This is a genomic window from Microbacterium sp. bgisy203 (assembly GCF_965345155.1).
GTDB lineage: Bacteria > Actinomycetota > Actinomycetes > Actinomycetales > Microbacteriaceae > Microbacterium.
The window spans coordinates 69,432-94,475 of the sequence record NZ_CBDRLZ010000001.1; the positions used below are offsets into that span (position 1 = coordinate 69,432).

General features: G+C 69.9%; 19 protein-coding genes. 9 read left to right on the forward strand and 10 right to left on the reverse strand.

Annotated elements, in window-relative coordinates; translation table 11 throughout:
• The first annotated feature begins 1 nt into the window (after position 1).
• The 4 genes from ACRVYW_RS00355 (at position 2) to ACRVYW_RS00370 (ending at position 4,455) form a co-directional block, all read left to right on the forward strand.
• A complete protein-coding gene (locus tag ACRVYW_RS00355) occupies positions 2 to 2,146 on the forward strand; it encodes a 3-hydroxyacyl-CoA dehydrogenase NAD-binding domain-containing protein (RefSeq protein WP_431800623.1) in 2,145 nt (714 codons plus the stop codon).
• Between the two features lie 230 nt (positions 2,147 to 2,376).
• Positions 2,377 to 3,087 (forward strand): SPFH domain-containing protein, encoded by a 711-nt coding sequence (locus tag ACRVYW_RS00360; protein ID WP_431800624.1) that lies wholly within the window; start codon positions 2,377 to 2,379, stop codon positions 3,085 to 3,087.
• Between the two features lie 40 nt (positions 3,088 to 3,127).
• On the forward strand, positions 3,128 to 3,808 hold the full coding sequence (locus ACRVYW_RS00365; protein WP_431800626.1) for a TetR family transcriptional regulator: 681 nt from the start codon (positions 3,128 to 3,130) through the stop codon (positions 3,806 to 3,808).
• 44 nt (positions 3,809 to 3,852) lie between these two features.
• Entirely contained in the window at positions 3,853 to 4,455 is a 603-nt protein-coding gene (locus ACRVYW_RS00370; RefSeq protein WP_431800628.1) for a hypothetical protein, read from the forward strand.
• On the opposite strand, the gene pepN is transcribed toward ACRVYW_RS00370, so the two are convergent.
• Both pepN and dxs read right to left on the reverse strand, forming a co-directional pair.
• Positions 4,397 to 6,910, reverse strand: a complete 2,514-nt coding sequence (gene pepN, locus ACRVYW_RS00375; protein WP_431800630.1) for an aminopeptidase N — start codon at positions 6,908 to 6,910, stop codon at positions 4,397 to 4,399. The genes ACRVYW_RS00370 and pepN overlap by 59 nt on opposite strands.
• 148 nt (positions 6,911 to 7,058) lie before the next feature.
• On the reverse strand, positions 7,059 to 9,053 hold the full coding sequence (dxs, locus tag ACRVYW_RS00380) for a 1-deoxy-D-xylulose-5-phosphate synthase (RefSeq protein WP_431800632.1): 1,995 nt from the start codon (positions 9,051 to 9,053) through the stop codon (positions 7,059 to 7,061).
• 99 nt (positions 9,054 to 9,152) lie between these two features.
• Here dxs and ACRVYW_RS00385 point away from each other — a divergent pair, with 99 nt between their 5' ends.
• On the forward strand, positions 9,153 to 9,500 hold the full coding sequence (locus ACRVYW_RS00385; protein WP_431800634.1) for a UBP-type zinc finger domain-containing protein: 348 nt from the start codon (positions 9,153 to 9,155) through the stop codon (positions 9,498 to 9,500).
• Positions 9,501 to 9,607: 107 nt separating this feature from the next.
• Here the strand turns inward: ACRVYW_RS00385 and ACRVYW_RS00390 are convergent, their stop codons facing one another.
• From ACRVYW_RS00390 to dut, 4 genes are all read right to left on the reverse strand, one after another.
• The gene (locus ACRVYW_RS00390) at positions 9,608 to 12,445 is read right to left on the reverse strand and encodes an aconitate hydratase (RefSeq protein WP_431800636.1); all 2,838 of its coding nucleotides are present in this window, start codon (positions 12,443 to 12,445) and stop codon (positions 9,608 to 9,610) included.
• A gap of 203 nt (positions 12,446 to 12,648) precedes the next feature.
• Positions 12,649 to 13,440 carry a DUF3159 domain-containing protein gene (locus tag ACRVYW_RS00395; RefSeq protein WP_431800638.1) on the reverse strand — a complete coding sequence of 264 codons (792 nt, stop codon included), beginning with the start codon at positions 13,438 to 13,440 and terminating at the stop codon, positions 12,649 to 12,651.
• Entirely contained in the window at positions 13,437 to 14,024 is a 588-nt protein-coding gene (locus ACRVYW_RS00400) for a DUF3710 domain-containing protein (RefSeq protein ID WP_431800639.1), read from the reverse strand. The genes ACRVYW_RS00395 and ACRVYW_RS00400 overlap by 4 nt, the downstream gene beginning before the upstream one ends.
• Entirely contained in the window at positions 14,021 to 14,470 is a 450-nt protein-coding gene (gene dut, locus ACRVYW_RS00405) for a dUTP diphosphatase (RefSeq protein ID WP_431800641.1), read from the reverse strand. Before dut ends, ACRVYW_RS00400 begins: the two co-directional genes overlap by 4 nt.
• A gap of 24 nt (positions 14,471 to 14,494) precedes the next feature.
• On the opposite strand from dut, the gene ACRVYW_RS00410 reads away from it, so the two are divergent.
• On the forward strand, positions 14,495 to 14,989 hold the full coding sequence (locus ACRVYW_RS00410; protein ID WP_431800643.1) for a DUF3093 family protein: 495 nt from the start codon (positions 14,495 to 14,497) through the stop codon (positions 14,987 to 14,989).
• A gap of 61 nt (positions 14,990 to 15,050) precedes the next feature.
• Here ACRVYW_RS00410 and ACRVYW_RS00415 read toward each other — a convergent pair whose 3' ends face one another.
• Complete coding sequence (locus tag ACRVYW_RS00415; protein ID WP_431800645.1) at positions 15,051 to 15,344, reverse strand: DUF4193 domain-containing protein; 294 nt, start codon at positions 15,342 to 15,344, stop codon at positions 15,051 to 15,053.
• 239 nt (positions 15,345 to 15,583) lie between these two features.
• Between ACRVYW_RS00415 and sepH the strand changes: the two genes are divergently transcribed.
• The gene (gene sepH / locus ACRVYW_RS00420; protein ID WP_431801702.1) at positions 15,584 to 16,600 is read left to right on the forward strand and encodes a septation protein SepH; all 1,017 of its coding nucleotides are present in this window, start codon (positions 15,584 to 15,586) and stop codon (positions 16,598 to 16,600) included.
• Positions 16,601 to 16,669: 69 nt separating this feature from the next.
• Here the strand turns inward: sepH and ACRVYW_RS00425 are convergent, their stop codons facing one another.
• A complete protein-coding gene (locus ACRVYW_RS00425) occupies positions 16,670 to 17,818 on the reverse strand; it encodes an alkaline phosphatase family protein (protein ID WP_431800647.1) in 1,149 nt (382 codons plus the stop codon).
• A gap of 78 nt (positions 17,819 to 17,896) precedes the next feature.
• Here ACRVYW_RS00425 and ACRVYW_RS00430 point away from each other — a divergent pair, with 78 nt between their 5' ends.
• Entirely contained in the window at positions 17,897 to 20,353 is a 2,457-nt protein-coding gene (locus ACRVYW_RS00430; RefSeq protein ID WP_431800648.1) for a DNA gyrase/topoisomerase IV subunit A, read from the forward strand.
• 48 nt (positions 20,354 to 20,401) lie between these two features.
• Here the strand turns inward: ACRVYW_RS00430 and ACRVYW_RS00435 are convergent, their stop codons facing one another.
• Complete coding sequence (locus ACRVYW_RS00435; protein WP_431800650.1) at positions 20,402 to 21,064, reverse strand: response regulator; 663 nt, start codon at positions 21,062 to 21,064, stop codon at positions 20,402 to 20,404.
• A 228-nt stretch (positions 21,065 to 21,292) separates the two neighbouring features.
• On the opposite strand from ACRVYW_RS00435, the gene ACRVYW_RS00440 reads away from it, so the two are divergent.
• The gene (locus ACRVYW_RS00440) at positions 21,293 to 22,456 is read left to right on the forward strand and encodes a sensor histidine kinase (RefSeq protein ID WP_431801704.1); all 1,164 of its coding nucleotides are present in this window, start codon (positions 21,293 to 21,295) and stop codon (positions 22,454 to 22,456) included.
• A 397-nt stretch (positions 22,457 to 22,853) separates the two neighbouring features.
• On the opposite strand, the gene ACRVYW_RS00445 is transcribed toward ACRVYW_RS00440, so the two are convergent.
• Complete coding sequence (locus ACRVYW_RS00445; protein ID WP_431800652.1) at positions 22,854 to 24,944, reverse strand: DNA gyrase/topoisomerase IV subunit B; 2,091 nt, start codon at positions 24,942 to 24,944, stop codon at positions 22,854 to 22,856.
• Positions 24,945 to 25,044: the final 100 nt, after the last annotated feature.

Here is a 25,044-nt window from a genome sequence, read left to right on the forward strand (position 1 = left end):
GATGACGAACTACGACGAGATCGACTTCTCCCCCATCCTCGCGCTCACCGACGACGAGGTGATCACACACTCGCGCGTGCGCGACGTGACGCTGCGCTCGGGCAAGGTGCTCGCGCTCATCACGCTCGACAACGGTCGCGACCACACCCGCCCGAACACGCTCGGCCCGGCCACGATGACCGAGCTCGGCGAGACCCTCGACACCCTCACCGCGCGCGCCGCGGCGGGTGAGATCGACGCGGTCGGCATCACCGGCAAGCAGTACATCCTCGCCGCCGGCGCCGACCTCTCCGACATCACGAAGGTCGGGTCGAAGGACAACGCCAAACTCGTGGCCCAGCTCGGCCACAAGGTCTACAGCAAGCTCGCCACCATCGGCGTGCCGACCTTCACCTTCACGAACGGCCTCGCCCTCGGCGGCGGCCTCGAGATCGGCCTCAACTCGCACTACCGCACGGTGGATGCCTCGGCGGCCGCGATCGCCCTTCCCGAGGTCTTCCTCGGCATCATCCCCGGCTGGGGTGGCGCCTACCTGCTGCCGAACCTCATCGGCATCGAGAACGCCCTCGAGGTCGTGATCTCGAACCCGCTGAAGCAGAACCGCATGCTGAAGCCGCAGCAGGCGTACGACCTCGGCATCATGGACGCGATCTTCCCCGCGGCGACGTTCCTCGAGGACTCGCTCGCGTGGGCGGACGGCGTGCTGACCGGGGCGATCAAGGTCGAGCGCAAGAACGCGCCCGGCAAGATCGAGCGCACCGTCAAGTGGCCCGTCGCCATCAAGATGGCGCGCAACATGCTCGAGTCGAAGATCGGCACGGTTCCCCGCTCGCCGTACGTGGCCCTCGACCTGCTCGACAAGGCCAAGAGCGGCACGAAGGAAGAGGGCTTCGCCCGCGAGGACGACGCCCTCGCCGACCTCGTGACCGGTGACCAGTTCGCGGCGTCGATGTACGCTTTCGACCTCGTGCAGAAGCGCGCGAAGCGCCCTGTCGGCGCGCCCGACAAGGCCCTCGCGAAGAAGGTCACGAAGGTCGGAATCATCGGTGCGGGCCTCATGGCGAGCCAGTTCGCCCTCCTGTTCGTGCGTCGCCTCAAGGTGCCCGTGCTCATCACGGACCTCGACCAGGCCCGTGTCGACAAGGGTGTGGCCTACATCCACGACGAGATCTCGAAGCTCGAGCAGAAGGGTCGCCTCGACGGCGACACCGCCAACCAGCTGCGCGCGCTCGTCACCGGCACCACCGACAAGAGCCTCTACGCGGACTGCGACTTCGTCATCGAGGCCGTCTTCGAAGAGGTCGGCGTCAAGCAGCAGGTGTTCGGCGAGATCGAGCCGATCATCGCGGAGGACGCGATCCTCGCGACCAACACCTCGTCGCTGTCGGTCGAGGAGATCGGGTCGAAGCTCGCCCACCCCGAGCGGCTCGTCGGCTTCCACTTCTTCAACCCGGTGGCGGTCATGCCGCTCATCGAGATCGTGAAGACGCCGGAGACCTCGGACGCGGCCCTGTCGACGGCGTTCGTCGTCGCGAAGGGCCTCGGCAAGAACGCGGTGCTCACCGCCGACGCGCCGGGCTTCGTCGTGAACCGCCTGCTCGCCAAGGTCATGGGCGAGGCCGCCCGCGCCGTCTACGAGGGCACGCCCGTGGCCGACGTCGAGAAGGCGTTCGCGCCCCTCGGCCTCCCGATGGGACCGTTCCAGCTCATCGACCTCGTCGGCTGGAAGGTCGCCGCGCACGTGCAGGACACGATGGTGCGCGCCTTCCCCGACCGCTTCTACGCGAACGAGAACTTCCACGCGCTCGCGGAGCTGCCGGAGGTCGTTGAGAAGGACAAGGGCGGCCGCGTCACGGGCTTCACCAAGGAGGCCCAGAAGGTCATCAAGGGTCACATCGGCTCGACCCCGACGCCCGCCGACACGATCCTCCGCCGCGTGCAGGACGGTCTCGCGCAGGAGATCAAGATCATGCTCGACGAGGGCGTCGTGCCCGAGGTCGAGGACATCGATCTGTGCCTCATCCTCGGAGCCGGCTGGCCCTTCATCGACGGCGGCGCCTCGCCGTACCTCGATCGCGAGGGTGCGTCGGAGCGGGTCTTCGGCGGCACCTTCCACGACCCGCGCATCGTGGGGATCGGCTCCTGAGCCGTCCTTGAGGCCGATCCGCTGTCGCGGATTCGGAGAAGCGCCACAGAATCGGATGCCGCAGCGCGCGGCATCCGATTCTGCGTTTCAGCTCCGAACCTGCGGGTGGAGGGGAGGGTGCGGGTCTGCGCGCGTCCGGTTGCGGAACACTCGGTGACGCGACGGCGAAGACTCCGTTCCGCTGACTGCCGCAGGCGGCCGGATGCCGGATGGCGCGGCATCCTGGTGTCGTGATCGAGACCCTGACTTCGCTCGTCGGCACGGGTGGGATGAACGCGCTCATCAAGACCGGCGGGGCGGTGCTCACGGTGCTCCTGGTGGTGCCGGCGCTCTTCAAGCTCCTGATGGTCACGATCGACGAGGGCGAAGCCGCGATCCGCACCCGCAACGGCAGGCCGATCGTGCGACGGCGTGCAGGCCGGGGACATGAGGCCGGAGAGGTCGTCGTGCTCGGCCCGGGCACGCACGCCGTGTTCCCGGTGCTCGCGTGGTACCGGCGCGTCGACACGCGCGTGCGTTCGACAGATCTCCCCGCTCGGCAGCTGACGAGCGGCAGCGGACGGCAGCATCTCGTGCACGCCTCGTTCGACTGGCGTCCGTTCGTCACGGGCACCGATCTTCGGGTCTTCGAGCTCGAGGTCGCGTACGTCGCCGAACGGACCGGGAACATCGTCGGGGCGGCCCTGCGCGACCTCGTGAGCGATGAGGCGGCGCCCCGGCTCCCCGAGAACGCGGCGCTGTCGGCATCGGTACTCGCAACGTGCAGCGACCGGGTGCGCGCCGCCTGCGGAATTGAGCTGCTGTCCGTCGTCATCACCGGCGACGCGACGACCGACGGCTACCTGCTCGCCGAGGCGATCGCGGGGCGACACCCCGCCGGGTCCGCAGTGGCAGGGGCGGATGACTGGGCTGGCGCCGTCGCCGTGCTGCGGAGCGTCTGAGCCTCTCGAGCCGGACCGCGCGATGCGCTAGAATCTGAACATGTTCAGTTCTGATGATCGAGCCGCGACGACGAAGAGCGAGCGCACTCGCGGTCTCCTCCGTGACCTCGCGCTCCGCTCGTTCCGCGAACGCGGGTACGACGCGACGACGATCCGCCTGATCGCGCAGGAGGCGGGCGTCTCGGTGGGGACGACCAACTACCACTTCGCCTCGAAGGCCGACCTCGTGCAGGAACTCTACCTCGAGGTGCAGGAGCGGCACCGCGCCGCCGCCGCGCCGCTGCTCGGAGGGTCGGCCGACCTCGTCGAGCGCCTCCGCATCGTCTACACGACGGGCCTCGACGAGCTGGAGCCGTACCACGACCACGCGGCCGAGTTCGTGTCGGCGGCCCTTGCTCCGCGCTCGTCGCTGAACCCGCTGTCGCACGACTCCACCGCCGCGCGCGACGTCACCGAGGGCCTGTTCGCCGACGCGGTTGCGGGTGCGAAGCGCTCCCTCCCGGTAGATGTCGCCGCAGCGCTCCCCTCGGTGCTGTTCGTCGCGTACCTCCTGCTCGCGCTCTACTGGGTGTACGACGACTCCCCCGCGCAGGAGCGCACGCGGCGGCTCCTCGACCGTGGCCTGGCGCTCCTGAAGCTCACGCTTCCGCTCGCGCGCCTCCCCCTCGCCCGGAAACCGCTCGCCGAGCTGCTGGCACTCGTGGGCGAGGTCCGCCCGTGAGCGGGGCGGGAGTGCCCGGCTCACCGCGGACGGCGGCCGAGCCGATGGCGTTCACCGCCCGGGAGTTCTGGTGGGGCGCGTTCTCGGCGGTACGGTGGTTCTCCCTCGCCTCATTGCTGTTGTGTCTCGTCATGACCTTCTTCGGCGAGAGTCCCTATGCGATCGCCTTCTTGCTGTACGCACTCCCGGTCTCCGTGCTTATCGCGCTCGTCGAGATGCTGGTCTGGGCCGGTCCGGCGTGGGCTCTCGCCCGGTCTCTTCGCCGGGTCCCCTCCGAACCTGTGCACCTCGCCGCCTTCGCGGTCCTCGGCATGGCGGTGGGCGTCTCGACGATTCTGGTCCTGAACTACAGCATCACAGGCGGCTTCGACCTGAGCCTTTCGCTCGTCCTCTCCGTCTTCGCCGTGGCCGCCGCGATCGTTGTCCCGCTCGGACGGTTCCGAGCCCGCCGCCGTGCGCTCAGAGCAGACAAACTCAGAGCAGACCAGCTCCGGGCAGACCAGCTCGAAGCCGACATGATCAGGGCATACCGGCTCCGGGTGGACCAGCTCGAAGCCGACGGGGTCGAACAGGTCGGGCCTGGTGCCGTCAGGGCTGAGTCGCCCGAACCCGGATCTCCCGCGCCAGGTGATCCCGCTGCTCGATGACGAGGCGGCGCAGCGCGCCCGGCGCGTCGGCGTGACTGTCCAGCCACGCGTCGGCCAGGTCGAGTGAGGCGGATGCCGGGAACAGCCCGACGACGAGGCGCCGAGCGATCTCGATGCTCCGCGCCGACCAGGCCGGTGCGATCCGTGCGAAATACTCCTCGTCGAACGGAGCGAGGAGGTCGCGGTGATCTCCCGCGCGGACGCCGGCGATCGTCGCGCTCAACTGATCGTTCGTGAGGCTCTCGTCGTCCCATGGCGCCTGCCAGGCGTCGGCGCGCACCTCGGCGTCGGGGCGGGCAGCGAGCACCGTGAGGCGCGCGGCGCGGCCCTGCGAGGACGGGTCGCGAACGAGCTCGGCATCCGCGTCTGCGACGCTCGCGTGTCCGGTCGCCGAGAGCGCGACGAGCCACGCCCACCGCAGCTCGGGATCGAGCGCGAGTCCCTCGGGTGCGGCGGCGTCACCGGAGAGGATCGCGCGGATGTCCTCCGCGCGGCCGTCCGCGCGCGATGCCGCGGCGCCCAGTGCGCGCGCCCATGCCAGCTGCGCGTCTGATCCCGGCTCCGCCGCCCACAGCGTCGCCCAGACGCTGTCGAGCCAGTCGGCGGCGAGCCGGGGCCGATCCGCGTCCGTCGCGTACCGCCCGATCGCCTGGTCGGCGCGCGCGAGCGCATCCGCCAGGAGTGCGACGTTCGTCTCTGCGGGAGCGTGGCGCAGCGCCATCCCGAGGTAGCGGGCGACGGGCAGGTCGCCGTCACGCGTCGCGTTCCACAGGGCAGCCCAGATCACGGCGCGCGTCACGGCGTCGTCGATCGTCGAGAGGCCGCGCTCCACGGCATCCGTCGACGCCGGATCGAGCAGCACCTTCGCATAGGTGCGATCATCGTCGTTCGGGACGATGAGGTCGGATGCCGGAAGGACCAGCACCTCGATCGGGGTGCGCTCGCCCGTGATGTCGAGGTCCACGCCGCCCCGGCGCACGAGCCGATCTCCCTCGAAGCCGTACAGCCCGACGGTGAGGCGGTGCGGACGAGGGTCGGTCTGCACGAGCGTCAGAGCGCCGTCGGTGCCACGTGAGACCGAGAGCTGCGACATCCCGGTCGTCTCGAGCCAGGCGCCGCTCCAGGCGGAGAGGTCGCGGCCGGAGGCGCCGGAGAGGGCCGTCAGGAGGTCGGGCAGCGTCGTGTTGCCGTAGGCGTGGTCGGCGAAGTAGCGCCGGGCGCCGTGGAAGAAGGCATCCTCCCCCACGAACGCGACGAGCTGCTTCAGCACCGACGCGCCCTTCGCATAGGTGATGCCGTCGAAGTTCAGCTTCGCCGCCTCGAGGTCGGGGATGTCCGCGACGATCGGGTGCGTCGTCGGCAGCTGATCCTGCACATACGCCCAGCCCTTGCGGCGACTGGCGAACGTCACCCAGGCCTCGGGAAAGCCGCCGGCGACGACCGCCGCGTGGGCGCCCATGAAGTCGGCGAACGACTCCTTGAGCCACAGGTCATCCCACCAGCGCATCGTCGCGAGGTCGCCGAACCACATGTGGGCCATCTCATGCAGAATCGTGTTCGCGCGCCCCTCGTGCTGCGCTGCCGTCGACGCGCCGCGGAAGATGTAGGCCTCCGTGAACGTCACGAGGCCCGGGTTCTCCATGGCCCCGAGGTTGTACTCCGGCACGAAGATCTGATCGTAGGTGCCCCAGGGGTAGGCGAGGCCGAACGCGTCGGCGAAGAACGTGAGCCCGCGCCGGGTGATCTCGAGGATCTCGTCGGCGTCACCGGTGCCCATGAGGTGCGGCGCGAGCGAGGCGCGGCAGAGGACCCCGAGCGGAACATCGCCGTCCGGGCCCTCCCACACCCCGTCGACACGCGCGTACGGACCCGCGGCGACCGCCGTGATGTAGCTCGACAGCGGCAGTGTGCGCGCGAAGGTCACGCGCACGCCGCCGTCGACCGCGTCACGTCCGGTCTCGGCCCCGTTGGAGAGCACCTGCCAGTCGGCGGGCGCGGTCACCGTGAAACGCCAGCGGGCTTTGAGGTCGGGCTGCTCGAAGCAGGGGTAGACGCGGCGGCAGTCGGCCGGCTCGTACTGGGTGTACAGGTACACCGCGTCGTCGACCGGGTCGCGGAAGCGATGGAGCCCCTCACCCGACGTGCTGTAGCGCGCCGTGCCGCGTATCACGACGGTGTTGTGGGGCTGGAGGCCGGTGAGGCGCACCCGCGCGCCGTCCCAGTCGACCGGCTGCGCGACCCCGTTGATCGTGACCTCGTCGACCGATGCGCCCAGGAAGTCCACCCACGTCTCGTCGACGGCGGCGGTGAAGACGAGGGTCGATGCCGTCGCGAAAGTCTCGGCATCCGTGCGCGGTGCGCTCCGCAGATCGAGGTCGACGTCGACGGTCTCGAGGCGGATGCCGGCGGCGCGGGCGGCGGTCTCATCACGGGTCAGGTTGGCGGTGGAGCTCATCCCTCCATGCTGTCACGCCGCCGTCGGCGTTCGTCTCGCAGGAGATCTCGACTCCGCGGCGCGAAGGAGGCCCGCATGCGGGCGTGCGGACGCGAATCTCCTGCGAGACGAACGCGCGACCGCGCGCACCGGCCGTGCCGACGCGCGCTCAGCGCTCCTGCGGCTCGCCGTCGTGCTCGGGAAGGCGCTCTGCGAGACGCTCCGGCTCCGGCGCCGAGACCGTCCAGATCGCGCCCGTGTCCGCCGACGGGCGAGCGACGGGGATGCGCGTTCCCAGCACCTGCGAGACGACGTCGTGCGCGATCTTGGTCGCCGTGAGCCCGGCATCCTCGAGGATCTGCTCGCGTGAGGCATGGTCGATGAACGCGCCCGGAAGGCCGAGCTCGTCCACCGCCGTGTCGACGCCCGCCTCGCGGAGCACCTGGCGCACCCGCGTGCCGACACCGCCGACGCGGATGCCGTCCTCGATCGTGATGACGAGGCGGTGGGTTGCCGCGAGCTCGATGACGCTCGGCTGCACCGGGATCACCCAGCGCGGGTCGATGACGGTCGCGCCGATCCCCTGTGCGCGAAGGCGCTCGGCGACCTCGACGGCGAGGTGGGCCATCGAGCCGATGCCGACGAGGAGGACGTCCTCGCTCCCCTGCCGCCACAGCACGTCGGTGCCGTCGGCGCGGCGCTCGATCGCGGGCAGGTCAGGGGCGACGGCGCCCTTCGGGAACCGGATGACGGTGGGGCCGTCGGAGACCTCGATCGCCTCGTCGAACTCCTCCCTCAGGCGCGCCTGGTCGCGAGGGGCGGCGATGCGGATGCCGGGAACCAGCTGCAGCATCGCGAGGTCCCACACCCCGTGGTGGCTGGGGCCGTCGGGGCCGGTCACGCCCGAGCGGTCGAGGACGAACGTGACCCCCGCCTTGTGCAGCGCGACGTCCATCAGCACCTGGTCGAAAGCGCGGTTCATGAACGTCGCGTAGATGGCGACGACCGGGTGCAGGCCGCCGAAGGCGAGCCCCGCCGCGGAGGCGACCGCGTGCTGCTCGGCGATGCCGACGTCGAGGACCCGGTCGGGGAAGCGCTGGGCGAACGGCTGCAGACCCGTGGGGCGGAGCATCGCGGCGGTGATCGCCACGATGTCCTCGCGTCGCTCGCCGGCGGCGACGAGCGCCGCGGAGAAGGCATCCGTCCATGCGACGGCATCCGACGATCCGATCGGCTCCCCCGTTGCGGGATCGATCTTTCCGACCGCGTGGAACTGGTCGGCCTCGTCGCGACGGGCGGGCTCGTAGCCGCGCCCCTTCTCCGTGATGACGTGGACGATGACGGGCGCACGGTACTCCTTGGCGAGGCGCAAGGTCTCTTCGAGCACAGGCAGGTCGTGACCGTCGATCGGGCCGAGGTACTTGATGTCGAGGTTCGAGTAGAGCGCCTCGTTGTTGACGAAGCGCGACAGGAACCCGTGCGTGCCGCCGCGCAGCCCCCGGTACATCGCACGCCCGGGAGGGCCGAACAGCCGGGCGAACGACGCCGAGCCGCGGCGCAGGTTCTCGTATCCGTCGGTCGTCCGGACGCGGTTGAGGTAGCGGGCCATGCCGCCGATCGTGGGCGCGTAGGAGCGGCCGTTGTCGTTGACGACGATGACGAGGTTGCGGTCGTTGTCGTCGGAGATGTTGTTGAGCGCCTCCCACGTCATGCCGCCGGTGAGCGCGCCGTCGCCGACGACCGCGACGACATGGCGGTCGGTGCGGCCCGTGCGGGTGAGGGCGCGGGAGATGCCGTCGGCCCAGCTGAGCGAGCTGGAGGCGTGCGATGACTCGACGACGTCGTGCGGGCTCTCGGAGCGCTGCGGGTAGCCGGCGAGGCCGCCGCGCGAGCGCAGCTTGTCGAAGTCCTGGCGGCCGGTGAGGAGCTTGTGCACGTACGACTGATGGCCGGTGTCGAAGATGATGGGATCGGCGGGCGAGTCGAAGACGCGGTGCAGCGCGATCGTCAGCTCCACGACGCCGAGGTTGGGGCCGAGGTGGCCGCCCGAGCGGGCGACGTTCTCGACGAGGAAGTCGCGCACCTCCCGGGCGAGCTGCTCCAGCTGCGCCGGGGTGAGCGCATCGAGGTCGCGCGGTCCGGTGATCGATGCGAGCAGACTCATCCCCTGAGTCTACGCCGCCCGGGCCTGCGCACGCCCCAGGCGGGGGTCTGGCGGGCCGCGGCCGCGCGCGGGAGGATCGGGGGGAACGAGGAGGACGAGATGACTGCGGAGATCGACCCCGAGGTGCCGCCGAGCGGCGACGGATGCCTGGACTGCGACGCGACAGGCGGTTGGTGGCTGCACCTGCGCCGCTGCGCCGCCTGCGGGCACGTCGGATGCTGCGACCAGTCGCTCTCGCGGCACGCCCGCGCGCACGCGGCCGAGACGGGCCACTCGATCATCCGGAGCTTCGAGCCCGGCGAAGACTGGTTCTACGACTTCCGGACCGACGACTACACGACCGGCCCGGCGCTCGCGCCGCCCGAGAGTCACCCCGCCGATCAGACGGTTCCCGGCCCCGCCTCGCGCGTTCCCGCCGACTGGATGCTCCGCCTCTCCCGGCGCTGAGCGCGCGCGGCCCGTGCGGCGTGGGCCGCGCGGCGGCCGGATGAGGCCAGGGTGGGACGACGCGAGCCCGCCCCCAGACGGGGACGGGCTCGCGAGGCGGCGCCGGCTCAGACGAGCGAGCGCAGCACGTACTGCAGGATGCCGCCGTTGCGGTAGTAGTCGGCCTCACCGGGCGTGTCGATGCGGACCTTGGCGTCGAAGACGACGGTCTCCTTGCCCTCGGGCGAGAACTCGCTCGGGGATGCCGTGACCTTGACGGTCTTGGGGGTGACGCCCTCGTTGAGCTGCTCGAGACCCTCGATCGAGACGATCTCCGTGCCGTCGAGGCCGAGGCTCTTCCACGACTCGCCGTCGGGGAACTGCAGCGGCACGACGCCCATGCCGATGAGGTTCGAGCGGTGGATGCGCTCGAAGCTCTCGGTGATGACGGCCTTGACGCCCAGGAGCGAGGTGCCCTTCGCCGCCCAGTCGCGCGACGAGCCCGAGCCGTACTCCTTGCCGCCGAAGACGACGAGCGGGGTGCCCTGGGCCGCGTAGTTCTCGCACGCGTCGTAGATGTACGACTGCGGACCGCCGGCCTGCGTGAAGTCGCGGGTGTAGCCGCCCTCCACGATCTGGCCGTCGTTGACGGCGGCGACGAGCTCGTTCTTCAGGCGGATGTTCGCGAACGTGCCGCGGATCATGACCTCGTGGTTGCCGCGGCGCGAGCCGTAGGAGTTGAAGTCCTTCTGCGCGACGCCGTGCTCGGTGAGGTACTGCGCTGCCGGGGTGCCCGCCTTGATGTTGCCGGCCGGCGAGATGTGGTCGGTGGTGACCGAGTCGCCGAGCGTCGCCATGACGCGGGCGCCGGAGATGTCGCTGACCGGGGTCAGTTCCATCGACATGCCCTCGAAGTACGGGGCCTTCCGGACGTAGGTGGAATCGGCATCCCACTCGAAGACGGGGCCTTCGGGCGTCGGCAGGCTCTTCCAGCGCTCGTCGCCGTCGAAGACGGTGGCGTACTGGGTGATGAACTGGTCGCGCGAGATCGACGCGTCGATCACCTGCTGCACCTCTTCGGGGGCCGGCCAGATGTCCTTCAGGAAGACGTCCTCGCCGTTCTGGTCGGTGCCGAGCGGGTCGGTCTCGAAGTCGAAATTCATCGACCCGGCGAGGGCGTACGCGACCACCAGCGGCGGCGACGCGAGGTAGTTCATCTTCACGTCGGGGCTGATGCGGCCCTCGAAGTTGCGGTTGCCGGAGAGGACGGCCGTGACGGCGAGGTCGTTCTCATTGATGGCGGCCGAGACCTCTTCGATCAGCGGACCGGAGTTTCCGATGCAGATGGTGCAGCCGTAGCCGACAGTGTAGAAGTCGAGGCCCTCGAGCGCCTTGTCGAGGCCGGACTTCTCGTAGTAGTCGGTGACGACCTTCGAGCCCGGGCCGAGGGTCGTCTTGACCCACGGCTTGCGCTTGAGGCCCTTGTCGACGGCCTTCTTGGCGAGCAGGCCGGCCGCGATCATGACCGACGGGTTCGACGTGTTCGTGCACGACGTGATCGCGGCGAGGGTGACCGCGCCGTTGTCGAGGAGGTACGCGGTGCCGTCGGGGGTCGTCACCTTGACCGGCTTGGATGCCGTGGCCGGCGCGCCGCTCGAGATCGGGACCGCGATGGTCTCGGGCTCTTCGTCGCCGGGCGCCCCGCCCGGGTCGGATGCCGGGAACGAGCCCATCGACTCGAGGTCGGCGACCTCGGTCGTCGAGGACGGCGTCGCGTAGTTGACGATGTCCTTCTCGAACTGGCTCTTCGCCTCGGAGAGGAGGATGCGGTCCTGCGGGCGCTTGGGGCCGGCGATCGAGGGCACGACGGTGCCGAGATCGAGCTCCATGTACTCGCTGAAGACGGGCTCGTTGTCGGAGTCGTGCCAGAGCTTCTGCTCCTTGGCGTAGGCCTCGACGAGGGCGACGGTCTGCTCGTCGCGGCCCGTGAGGCGCAGGTAGTCGAGCGTGACGTCGTCGATCGGGAACATCGCGGCCGTGGAGCCGAACTCGGGGCTCATGTTGCCGATGGTGGCGCGGTTCGCGAGCGGCACCGAGGCGACACCCTTGCCGTAGAACTCGACGAACTTGCCGACCACGCCGTGCTTGCGGAGCATGTCGGTGATCGTGAGGACGACGTCGGTCGCGGTGACGCCGGCGGGGATCTCGCCGGTGAGCTTGAATCCGACGACGCGCGGGATAAGCATCGACACGGGCTGGCCGAGCATCGCGGCCTCGGCCTCGATGCCGCCGACGCCCCAGCCGAGCACGCCCAGGCCGTTGACCATCGTGGTGTGCGAGTCGGTTCCGACGCAGGTGTCGGGGTAGGCGCGGAGCACGCCGTCACGGCCGGTCCGGTCGTAGATGACCTTGGCCAGGTGCTCGATGTTGACCTGGTGGACGATGCCGGTGCCCGGCGGGACGACCTTGAAGTCGTCGAAGGCGGTCTGGCCCCAGCGGAGGAATTGGTAGCGCTCACCGTTGCGCTCGTACTCGATCTCGACGTTGCGCTCCAGGGCGTTCTCCGAACCGAAGAGGTCGGCGATGACGGAGTGGTCGATGACCATCTCGGCGGGCGAGAGGGGGTTGATCTTGTTCGGGTCGCCGCCGAGGGCGGTCACGGCCTCGCGCATCGTGGCGAGGTCGACGATGCAGGGGACGCCGGTGAAGTCCTGCATGACCACGCGGGCGGGCGTGAACTGGATCTCGGTGTCGGGCTCGGCGTCGGCATCCCAGTTGCCGAGTGCCTCGATCTGCGCCTTCGTGACATTCGCGCCGTCCTCCGTGCGCAGCAGGTTCTCGAGCAGCACCTTCAGGCTGAACGGGAGCTTCTCGTACCCGGCGACGGTGTCGATGCGGTAGATCTCGTAGTCGGTGCCACCGACCGTCAGGGTGCTCTTCGCACCGAAGCTGTCAACAGTGGACACGTTGCTCTCCTTCATTGGGGTGGCTGCGGGCGCCGTCGTCGGGAACGCGGTGAAGTGCGCAGCGTGTGCGCGTCGGCGCCGGCCCGTCATTCCATCTTCCCCGCCCATTGCGCCCGCGGCTAGTGAGGCCTGCCTTACTCGGCCGCCTCACCGGGAGAGCGCGACCCGGGGGAAGAATTTATCTTGATGTCAAGATAAATCTATCACGAGGCGGGGCTGTCGCCGGCCTCGACGCGGGGCGGGTATACCGCGCGGACGGCGAGCCAGGTGACCGCAATGAGAGGCGCGAACAGCGGTAGACCCATGACGAGCTTGAGGGTCCCGAGGGTGGTGACGTCTCCGGCGAAGTAGAACGGCAGCTGCACCGCGAGGCGCGCGAAGAAGAGACCTGCCCACGCGATGGCGAGCCAGAAGAAGACGCGGCGCTTCTTGGCATCCTTTCGCCACGCCGTGCCCTCGTTCATGAGGAACCCGACCGCGAGCCCGATGAGCGACCACCCGATCAGCGCCGAGACCAGGAACGCCGTGCCGTACGCGGCGTTCGTGATGAGGCCCGGGACGAAGTTGTCCTGCCCGCGCCCGGTCCACAGGGCCAGGGCCGCGGCGACACCTGCGGCGATCAAGCCGCCGAGGGCGGCCGAGATCGTCGAGCGCTGCACGAGGCGGATGATCGTGAAGACGGCCGCGAGCCCGACCGACACCGCGAGGGAGAGCGGCAGGTTCTGCGTGAAGGTGAAGAGCAGCACGAACGCGAGACCGGGCAGCACCGACTCGAACACGCCGCGCCACCCGCCCATCGCCGACCACACGACATGCCCGGTGTGCGCCTCCTTCGCGGGGTCCATGCCCGCGCGGCGCGCCGCGGAGCCGAGGGCTTGACCGAACAGGTCGGATGCCGTGGGCTGGCGCTCCCCGTCAGCTGTCGGCTTCGGCGTCTGAGGTGGCTCCAGCGCCTCCGGCGTCTCGTCCACGGGGCGGCCGTCCGTGTCGCTCATGCCGTGCCGGGGGCGGCGGGCATCTTCAGCGGGATGAGGTCGCGCGGGGGCATTGGCGTGCCGCCTCGGACGACGACGATCGAGCGGAAGAGGTCCTCGATCTGTGCCGCGGCATCCACATCGCTCGTCGCCGCTCCCCCGATGACGCCGCGCAGGAACCAGCGCGGGCCGTCGACGCCGACGAAACGCGCGAGGCGCTTGCCGGGCGTCGCGTCGGGGCCGGCCGCGACGGGCACCTCGGCGAGGAGTTCCGGGCCGAGCGGGCCCTCACGCTCCTCGACGCGCCCGCCCTGCTGACGGATCTGCTGACGGATCTGCTCGCGTGTCTCGTCCCACAGACCGGTCGATCGCGGCGCGGCGAACGGCTGCACCTGCAGCGTCGAATCGGCGTAGTCGAGGCCGACGGCCACGATGCGCTTGGACTGCTCCTCGACCTCGAGGCGGAGGTTCAGGCCCTCGCGGGGCAGCACCTTGATGCCGCCGAGATCGATGTAGGGGCGGACGGGGTTCGCCTCGGACTCGTCGAACGGTCCGCTCGATGCGCGGTCGTCGGGGGCGGACTTTCCTGCGGATGCGTCGCTCATCGCGCCTCTCCTGTCTGGTAGCCGGTGGAGCCGAATCCGCCCTCTCCTCGGGGGGAGTCGGGCAGTTCGGCGACGGGAACGAAGGTGACCCGGGGAACGGGCATGACGATCAGCTGCGCGATGCGGTCGCCGACGGCGATGTCGTACGGCTCCGCACCATCCGTATTCAGCAGTGAGACCTTGATCTCGCCGCGGTAGCCGGCGTCGACCGTGCCGGGAGAGTTGACGATCGTGATGCCGTGCTTCGCGGCGAGGCCGCTGCGCGGCACGACGAACGCCACGAAGCCGTCGGGCAGGGCGATGCGCACGCCGGTGCCGACGAGGGCGCGCTGGCCCGGCGCAAGGCGGAGCGCCTCGGTCGAGACCAGATCGGCTCCGGCATCGCCGGGGTGGGCGTACACGGGAACCTGCGACGCGATAATGGGAACGTCCACGGATTCGATCACCAGACGAGGCTAGTGCACGCCCCCATGAACACCGACGTGAATACCGACGCTCCCGCGCGCTCAGCGGCACCCGCGGCGCCCACCTACCGCGAGCGACTGAGTCCGTCGTTGTGGACGCTTCTCAGCGCCGCCGTCGCCGCGCCGATGGTCTCGCTCGTGTTCGTGCCGTTGGATGCCACGGTCGCGCTCGTCGCGGGAGTCGTCGCCGCCGCGGTCATCCTCACCGCGCTGATCCTGCTCTGCCCCGTCATCGAGGTGCGCGGCGGTGAACTGCGGGTCGGACGCGCGCACATCCCGGTGTCCTACCTGGGAGATCCCGCAGGATTCGTCGGCGAACAGGCGCGTGCCATCCGCGGGCCGGGACTGCCGGCGACCGCGTGGCACGCGCTCCGTGGCGGCATCGACGGGGTGGTCGTCGTGCCGGTCGACGATCCGCGCGACCCGGTGACGGCGTGGGTGTTCTCCACGCGGACGCCCGATCGCGTGGTCGCGGCGATCCGACGGGCGCAACGCGGCTGAGCCGCCGCCGAGCGTCGAGACGTCCGGCCGACGGCGCTCGGCGCCGGTGACGACGTCGGCCTCAGGCGGCGCACTCGACGCAGATCGCGCCGATGGAGGACTCGTGGTCGATCTGGGTGCGGTGCTTGACGAGGAAGCACTCGACGCAGGTGAACTCGTCCTCCTGCGGAGGCAGCACGACGACGTCGAGCTCGAGGTCGGAGAGGTCGGCGCCGGGCAGTTCGAAACCGGACGGGTTGTCGGCGTCTTCGACGTCGACCGAACCGGACATCTTGTCGGGGACGCGCTCCTTCAGGGCCTCGATCGACTCGCTGTCGTCTTCGGTCTTGCGGGGGGCGTCGTAGTCGGTCGCCATGCTCTCACTTCCAGGATCTGACGGGTTCGTCCCCCGCTTCTTGGGCGAGGGGCGGCCATAGTTTGCACGAGCGCGGAGCTTTTCGCAAATGCGCGTCGTGAGCATCCCGCCATCCGACGGGTGCGACGACGAGAACTCGCGGCGCGCCCGCGTTATTCCCGGTGCTGAGCCCGGGCCGTGACACCATGACGAAGGCACTGTATTCGGTGCCGACGCAGGGATCTGGAGGCATGTCTCGCATGGAGCAGCTCAAAGTCATCGGAATCGAAGAGGGCGTGCTGGTCGTCGCCACCGAGACGGGTGAGCGTTTCGCGCTGCCGGTCGATGAGACGCTGCGCAGTCAGCTGCGGCGCATCGAGCGCGATGCCGAGCCCCGCACGGTGCGGCCGAGCCCGAAAGACATCCAGGCCCACATCCGCTCGGGGCTCTCGGCCGCCGAAGTCGCGGAACTGCTGGGCGCGCGCATCGAGGATGTGCAGCGATTCGAAGGACCGGTCCTCGCCGAGCGCGAGCACATCGTCGGGCAGGCCCTCGCGGTGCCCGTGCTGATCGCGGGAGAACTCGACCCGGGCGCGCAGCCGACCTTCGGCACCGCGGTGCGCACGAAGCTCGCCGATGCGGGCGCCGTGGGCGAGCGGTGGACGAGCTGGCGCGAGGAGAACGGCTGGATCGTCAAGCTCGAGTTCACCGCGAATGACGTCGACCACGACGCGCGGTGGAGCTTCGACCCGCGTCGCTCGACGCTCTCGCCGCTGAACTCCGACGCCACGCAACTCTCGCGGCAGGGCGCGCTCCCGGAGGGTCTCATCCCCCGTCTGCGCGCGCTCGACGCCAACCCGATGAAGGACTCGACGCGCTTCGACTCGGGCGCCTTCGGACCGCGCCGTCTCGACGTCGACCCCGAGCCCGTCGCTCCCGAGGAGCGCTCACCCGCGACCGCCGCGGTTCAGGAGGCGGCGATCAAGCGCGCCCCGGATGCCGCGGTCACCTCCGCCGAGACCGCCGACCTCCTCGAGGCGCTGCGCCGCCGTCGCGGGCAGCGAGAGCCGATGCCTCTGGAGGAGCCCGAGGAGCGCGCGCACAACCCGGTCGCCCTGTTCGACGCGCTCGAGCCGGGCTACGACGAGGCCCCGCCCGCGGAGCCCGAGGAGCCCTCGGCCGATGTGGGCTCCAGTGACGGTGCGCGGCGCAAGGGTCGCACCTCGATGCCCTCCTGGGACGAGATCGTCTTCGGCGCGCGCACCGAGGACGGCTGAGCGGGATCTCGATACACGCCGCTGCGCCGGCGTACTCGATCACCGATGGGTGCGTATGCGGCAGACGCGTCAGGCGCGCGCGAAGGCGCCCAAGCGGATGAGCGGGACGATCCGCTCCTGATCGGTCAGCGAGCCGTGTTGCCCGATCATACGCTGAGCGCGTTTGTCGGCGAGCCGGTCGTCATAGTAGGCGACCGTGCCGCGCGCGGCGATCAGCACGTCCCCGATCCGCGGCAGCACCTCGGCATCCACCACGGGCCCGTACAGGCCTGCCGCCACCGCCTCCGCGCGCGTGAGCACCCACGATCGTGACGCCTCCGAGGCGCGCCAGCGTTCCGCGACCCGCTCGGCGGCGCCCTCCACCGCATCGTCGCCCACGTAGAGCTGCAGCAGGCGCGGCTCGCCTGCGACGAGTGCGACCTCGTCGAGAAGCGCGTCCCCGTCCCGCAGCAGCACCTGCCGGTCGGCAGGCACGTCGACCATGCCGTGATCCGCGGTGACGACGATGCCGGTCTCGGGTGCGGCACGTTCGGAGAGGCGGCGGATGCCGGCATCCACGGACTCGAGGCCGTGCACCCACGCATCGCTCTCCCACCCGCGGGCGTGCCCGATCGTGTCGAGCTCGGGAACGTAGACGTAGACGAGCGCGCCGGGGTGGGTCGCGGCCGCATCGGCGGCGGCGGCGAACCGCTCCTCGGCCGTCTCGGCGGGAAGGAAGGTCGCGCCCCGCTGGATCGCTTGCGTGAACCCCGTCGCCGCGTACTTCGGCTTCGATACGACGAACACGGGGCGCCCCGCGGCCGCTTCGCGTTCGAACAGGGGCTCGGCGCGTTGCCAGGTCAGCGGGTCGAGTCCGTCGGTCTCCCAGCCTTTGAGCTGGTTCGGGGCGCTGAGAGTGCCGGGCACGCGGGCGCGGTACCCGACGATGCCGTGGATGCCGGCATCCTCCCCCGTCAGCAGGCTCGTGAGCGCCGTGGCCGTCGTCGCCGGGAAGACGGTGCGCGCGGCATCCTTCTTCGTCATCTGCGACGTGAGGAATCGCGCGTGGCCCCCGCGGGCGGTGAGGTTGCTGCGGCCGAGGCCGTCGACGACGACGACGATCGCCGATCGCGCCGTCGGGAACCAGTCCGGTGCGCCGGAGAGCGACCCGAGCACCTGCGGCACGACACCGGTGAGGCTCCGGGCCAACGGGGGGTCCGCGGGTAGGCTGAGTGACATCGGGGCCAGTCTCGCACACGGCGATGCGGCCCATCCGGTCCCACCACTCCGACTCTTACCCGAGGTCCACTCAGTTCCATGGCAGGTTCGCGCTCCGAGTCCATTCCCGAAGGTCACGGCCGCATCGAAGACGTCGACGTCTCCGCGGAGATGCAGGACTCGTTCCTCGAGTACGCCTACTCGGTCATCTACTCGCGCGCCCTCCCCGATGCCCGCGACGGTCTGAAGCCCGTCCAGCGCCGCATCCTCTTCCAGATGGCCGACATGGGCCTGCGCCCCGACCGCGGTCACGTCAAGAGCGCCCGCGTCGTCGGCGAGGTCATGGGAAAGCTCCACCCGCACGGGGATTCCGCGATCTACGACGCCCTCGTGAGGCTGTCCCAGGCGTTCGCCCTGCGCGTGCCGCTCGTCGACGGGCACGGTAACTTCGGTTCGCTCGACGACGGGCCCGCCGCCGCGCGGTACACCGAGGCGCGTCTGGCGCCGGCCGCGCTCGCCCTGACCGAGAACCTCGACGAGGACGTCGTCGACTTCATCCCGAACTACGACGGGCAGTTCCAGCAGCCCGAGGTCCTCCCCGCAGCCTTCCCGAACCTGCTCGTCAACGGCGCGACCGGCATCGCGGTCGGCATGGCGACCAACATGGCGCCGCACAACCTCATCGAGGTCGTCGCCGCCGCGATCCACCTGCTCGACAATCCCGAGGCGACGACGGCCGAGCTCATGGAGTTCGTGCCGGGACCCGATCTCCCCGGCGGCGGCATCATCGTGGGGCTCGACGGCATCACAGAGGCGTACGAGAGCGGCCGTGGCACCTTCCGCACGCGCGCGAAGGTGTCGGTGGAGTCGCTCGGCCCGCGTCGCACCGGCCTCGTCGTCACGGAGTTGCCGTACATGGTCGGCGCCGAGCGGGTGATTGAGAAGATCAAGGATGCCGTCAACGCGAAAAAGCTCACGGGCATCGCCGACGTCACCGACCTCACCGACCGGAACCACGGCCTGCGCCTCGTCATCGGCATCAAGACCGGTTTCGACCCGAACGCGGTCCTCGAGCAGCTCTACCGGCTGACGCCGCTCGAGGACTCCTTCGGCATCAACAACGTCGCCCTCGTCGACGGCCAGCCGCAGACCCTCGGGCTCAAGCCTCTCCTGCGCGTCTACCTCGACCATCGCATCCAGGTCGTCACGCGGCGCAGCCGCTTCCGTCTGGCGCGCAAGCAGGAGCGCCTCCACCTCGTCGAGGGGCTCCTGATCGCGATCCTCGACATCGACGAGGTCATCCAGGTCATCCGCGCCTCCGACGACGGCGAGCAGGCACGCACGCGCCTCATGAGCGTGTTCGACCTGTCGCAGCAGCAGGCCGAGTACATCCTCGAACTGCGTCTGCGTCGCCTGACGAAGTTCTCCCGCATCGAGCTCGAAGCCGAGCGCGACCAGTTGAAGGCCGAGATCGCAGCGCTCGAGGAGCTCCTCGGCAGCGAGGCGCTCCTGCGCGCCCAGGTCGCCCGTGAGCTCGACGCCGCCGCCGAGACCTTCGGGACACCCCGGCGCACGCTCCTTCTCAACGGCGGACCCGTAGCCGCGCGGTCGCGGTCGGCGGCGCCCGCCGACCTGCAGATCGCGGACGAGCCGTGCCGCGTCTTCCTCTCGGCGACCGGTCGCATGGTGCGGGCCGCTCTCAGCCCTGAGGGCGGCGTTGTCGCCCCGACGCGGCGCGCGAAGCACGACGCGATCCGCAGCGCCGTCGACACGACGACCCGCGGGGATATCGGCGCGGTGACGAGCGCGGGCCGCCTCGTACGTTTCTCCCCCGTCGACCTGCCGTCCGTGCCTGCAGGCGCCGTCCAACTCGCGGCGGGCACCAGGGCCGATCAGTACCTCGGGCTCGGATCCGGCGAGCACGTCGTCGCGATCGTCCCGCTCAGCGACCACGTCATCGCCCTGGGCACCCGTCACGGCACGGTCAAGCGCGTGTCGACGGCGGAGCTCGCGGCCGGAAAGCACGACATCGAGATCATCGCGTTGAAGGACGGCGACAGCGTCGTCGGTGCCGGGCTCAGCCGCGACGGCGGGGAGCTCGTCTTCGTCGCGTCCGACGCGCAGCTCCTGCGCTTCGACGCCGACGCCGTGCGCCCGCAGGGCCGGGCGGCGGGCGGCATGGCCGGCATCCGCCTCTCGCCCGGAGCGGAGGTCATCGCCTTCGCGACGGTCTCCGCCACCGCGTCGACCTCCTCCGACACCGTCGTCGTCACGATCGCGGGCTCCACGCAGGCGATCGCCGGCACCGATGCCGGAAGCGCCAAGGTGTCGGCCTTCACGGAGTTCCCGGCCAAGGGCCGCGCGACCGGCGGCGTGCGCGCGCAGCGCTTCCTGAAGGGCGAGGACGCGCTCACGATCGCCTGGGTCGGCGCCGACCCTCGCGCGGTCGGCGCGGACGGCTCGGTGCGCCAGCTTCCGGCATCCGGCGCGAAGCGGGATGCCTCGGGCCAGATGCTCGACGCCGTGGTCGGCGCCGTCGGCGCGCCCATCGCGTGATCGGGGCCGCGGCCCGGTCAGGAGCGTGGACGCGTGCCTCCGCGCGTCTCAGCCGATCGTGACGAGGCCGAGTTCGGCAGCCCGGATCAGTACCTGGATGCGGTCGCGCACGCCCCACTTCGCCGTGATCCGCCCGAGGTGCGACTTCACCGTCGCCTCCGACACGAACATCGCGGCGCCGATCTCGGCGTTCGATTTGCCCTGAGCGAGCAGTTCGACCACTTCCAGTTCCCGCTCGGTCAGCTCTTCGTCGCGTCCGAGGGACCGCGATGGAGGCGCCTTCGAGGTCTCCACCGACGAGATGAGTTCCTTCGCGACGCGCGGCGAGAGCACGTACCCGCCCTCGTGGGCGAGTCGGGCAGCATCCAGGATGCCGTCGGGGGACGTGTCCTTGACGAGGTAACCGGACGCCCCCGCGCTCAGCATCGGCACGATGACGCGCTCGGCGGAGAACGTGGTCAGCGCGACGACCTTGATGCCGGGGAACTCGTGCGTGAGCCGGCGCGTCGCCTCGATGCCGTCCATCGTGGGCATCTGCACGTCCATGAGGACGACGTCGGGTGACACCGCGCGGACGAGGGTCACCGCGTCGGCGCCGTTATCCGCCTCGCCCACGAGCGCGAAGTCGGGCGAGGATTCGATGAACACGCGCAGCGCGGCGCGCACCAGCGACTCGTCGTCCACGATGATCACTCGAATCGGCTCGGTCACATCGCCATCCTACGGACGCTCAGCGGTGGTCTCCGCCGCACGCCGCTGCTCGGATTCGACGAAAGTCGCAAGTGGTCTCGACCTTCGTCTCTCGTGCGCGAAGACGTCTGTTTGAAGAATCGATTCGAGCACTTGAAGGAGGTGACGACATGAGTGTATGGGACATTATCGGCCGCATGATGGGCCTCTGGAAGTGAGGACGCACGAGATAATCGCGTTGTGACATTGATGCGTGCGACCCTCACCCGCTACGCGCGTGCGCCGTTCTGGAGCTACGAGCCGCTGCGCCCTGTGGTGCGCCGCGTCCTCATCGTCATCGTCGCGCTGCTCCTCATTCTCGACTCGCTGTTGCGCGCGACCAGTGGCACACAGACAAGCCTGTCGCGAGCGATCATCACCACGAGCATCACAGTCGCCGTCGCACTCTTCGTGTGGCGTCCGCCGATCGCGACAAGCGTCCTTATCGTCGCGATGATCCTCGCTGCGGCATCGGGCGTAGCTCGGGACAGTCTGCTTGCGTGCGCCGTGGCCTTCGGTCTCGTCGCGCTTACCTGCAGTGCACGCCTCTGCGCGGTCTATGGCATCGTGTGGCTCGCGTGGCTCGGGGTGGAAGTGTGGCGGCCAGAATCGGGACTTGACCTTCTCCCCTCGGTCGTCATTTCCGTCGTCGCCCTGATCAGCCTCGTCATCGGCGCCGCGATCAGGCAACAGAACGATAGGTCGAAAATGCTGGCACGTCAGCTCGAGGAGAGCGAACGCGAAGTCGCGGAACAGCTGAGACACGAGCGTGACCTCATCGCGGACGAGCTGCACGATATCGTCGCCCACGAGATCACGATCGTCGCCCTCCACGCCGCCGTGCTCGAACGCACCGAGGACGCCCAGACCCGCACGCAGTCGCAGACGGCGATCCGCGAAGCCGCGGTACAAGCACTGACCGACATTCGCCGAGTGCTGGGCATGGTGCGCGGCGAAGAGAACCTCTCCCCCGAACGCATCCCCTCGCCCGACAGCATCGACGGCACGATCGCGGCCGTCCGCAGGGAACTCGCGCGGGCCGGCGTCACGGTGACCGCCGATGTGCCCGAAGAGATCCGCCTTCCGGGCGCGTCGCTCGTCGCCCTGACGCGCGTCATCCGAGAGAGCGCGACGAACGTGCTCAAGCACGCGACCGGTGCCGAGAACGTCCGCATCACCCTGACCGTCGAGCGCGGGTGGGCCCATCTGGAGTTCGCCGACGACTCGCCTCCGGCCCGCACCGCCGGTCTGCCGTCGTCCGGGTATGGCATCGTCCGTCTGCAGGAGCGCTTCCGACTGTTCGGCGGCTCGTTCTCAGCGGGGCGTCGCGCGGAGGGATGGGTCGTCACCGCGTCGCTGCCGCTGTCCTCCTGACCGCCGCGATGTAGACGAAAGTCGCAAGCGGACTAGCCGTTCGTCGGGCGCAGGCGGGCGCGCGTCTGCTTAGTCTTGAAGAGCCGAAGAACCGGTCCCCAGTCGGTTCTTCACTGAGCGCCCGACGCACGGTCGTGATTTCGGGGACGATGGTCCGCGATCTGCACCGTCGTCATCACGATGTTGCGAGGGCGCCGCGGCGATGGCCCGAAACCGATCCCCCCAGCTCGGTTTCGGGCCCCGCGCGTTTCCGGGCTCATATCAGCGCTCGCGAATCACCGCCGCTTTCGCGAATCACCCGTGATTGCGCGCGAAAGCAGCGGTGACTCGCGCAACGAGCGGTGATTCGCGAGCACGTGGGGCGCGCGTGGGCGCGTGAGGCGCGGGATGCCGGGGCTCAGGCGTCGATCGACTCGCGGTCGAGGCGGTCGCTCGACGTCACGATGAAATCGCGCCGCGGCGCCACGTCGCTGCCCATGAGCAGCTCGAACACGGTCGACGCGGCCTCGGCATCCTGCACGCGCACGCGGCGGAGCGTGCGCCCGACCCGGTCCATCGTCGTCGTCGCGAGCTGATCGGCATCCATCTCGCCGAGGCCCTTGTACCGCTGCACCGGCTCCTGCCAGCGCCGACCCGACTTCTGCAGCCGTGCGAGGAGGGTGTGCAGCTCCTTCTCGGAGTATGTGTATACGGTCTCGTTCGGCTTCGAGCCGGGATTGACGATGATGACGCGGTGCAGCGGCGGGACGGCGGCGTAAACGCGCCCTTCCTCGATGAGCGGCCGCATATAGCGGAAGAAGAGGGTGAGCAGAAGCGTCCGGATGTGCGCGCCGTCGACGTCGGCGTCGCTCATCAGGATGATCTTGCCGTAGCGCGCCGCGTCGAGATCGAACGACCGACCCGATCCGGCGCCGATGGTCTGGATGATCGCCGCGCACTCCGCGTTCGAGAGCATGTCGCTGATCGACGCCTTCTGCACGTTCAGGATCTTGCCGCGGATCGGCAGCAGCGCCTGATACTCGCTGTTGCGCGCGTGCTTCGCCGTGCCGAGGGCCGAGTCGCCCTCGACGATGAAAAGCTCCGACTGCACGACGTCGTTCGTGCGGCAGTCGGCGAGCTTCGAGGGCAGCGACGAGGACTCGAGCGCGTTCTTGCGGCGCTGGGTCTCTTTGTGGGTGCGCGCCGAGATGCGCGCCTTCATCTCCGAGACGACCTTCTCGAGCAGCTGAGCGGTCTGCGCCTTGTCCTCGCGCTTGGTCGACGCGAAGCGTGCGGTCAGCTCCTTCGCCACGACGTTCGCGACGATCGCGCGGACCGCGGGGGTGCCGAGCACCTCCTTGGTCTGGCCCTCGAACTGCGGCTCGGGGAGGCGCACCGTGAGCACAGCGGTGAGCCCGGCGAGGATGTCGTCCTTTTCGACCTTGTCGCTGCCGACCTTGAGGCGGCGCGCGTTCTGCTCGACCTGGCTGCGGAGGATCTTCATGAGACCCTGCTCGAAGCCGGCCTGGTGCGTGCCGCCCTTGGGCGTCGAGATGATGTTCACGAACGAGCGGGTGATCGTGTCGTATCCAGTCCCCCACCGCACCGCGATGTCGACCTCGCACGTGCGCTCGACCTCGGTGGGGACCATCGCGCCCCCGGGCTGGAGGACGGGGACGGTTTCGGTGAACGTGCCGGATCCGGTGAGGCGCCAGGTGTCGGTGATCGCGGCATCCGGCGCGAGGAACTCGGCGAACTCGGAGATGCCGCCGTCGAACCGGTACACGGTCGTGCGCGCCTCGTCCGCCGCCTCGGCGTCGGCCGACGGGCGCTCGTCGGTGATGTCGATCTCGAGGCCGGGGACGAGGAACGCAGTCTGACGCGCGCGCTGCTCGAGCTCGTCGAGGTGGAACGCGGCCTCCTTCGTGAAGATCTGCCGATCGGCCCAGTAGCGGATGCGCGTTCCGGTGACGCCCTTCGCCGCCTTGCCGACGACGCGGAGCTCGGATGCCTTCTCGAACGGCGTGAACGGGGCGTCGGGGCCGGGGCCGGCGAACACGCCCGGCTCGCCCCGGTGGAACGACATGGCGTAGGTCTTGCCCGCCCGATCGACCTCGACATCGAGCCGCTCGCTGAGCGCGTTGACGACGGACGCGCCGACGCCGTGGAGCCCGCCGGAGGCCGCGTACGATCCCCCGCCGAACTTGCCGCCCGCGTGCAGCTTCGTGAAGACGACCTCGACGCCCGTGAGGCCCGTTCGTGGCTCGACGTCGACGGGGATGCCGCGGGCGCGGTCGCGCACCTCGACACTGCCGTCGGCGTGCAGGAAAATGTCGATCTGCGAGCCGTACCCGGCAAGAGCCTCGTCGACCGAGTTGTCGATGATCTCCCACACGCAGTGCATGAGGCCGCGCGAGTCGGTCGAGCCGATGTACATGCCGGGGCGCTTGCGGACGGCCTCGAGCCCCTCGAGAACCTGGAGGTGATGGGCGGAGTACTCGGCGGTCACAATCTCCAAGCGTAAGCCGGGGGGCGGACACGACGGCGCCGACACACGGCGTCACAGGGTGGCGCAACGCGGCCGACGCATTCTCGACACGCAGCCCCGT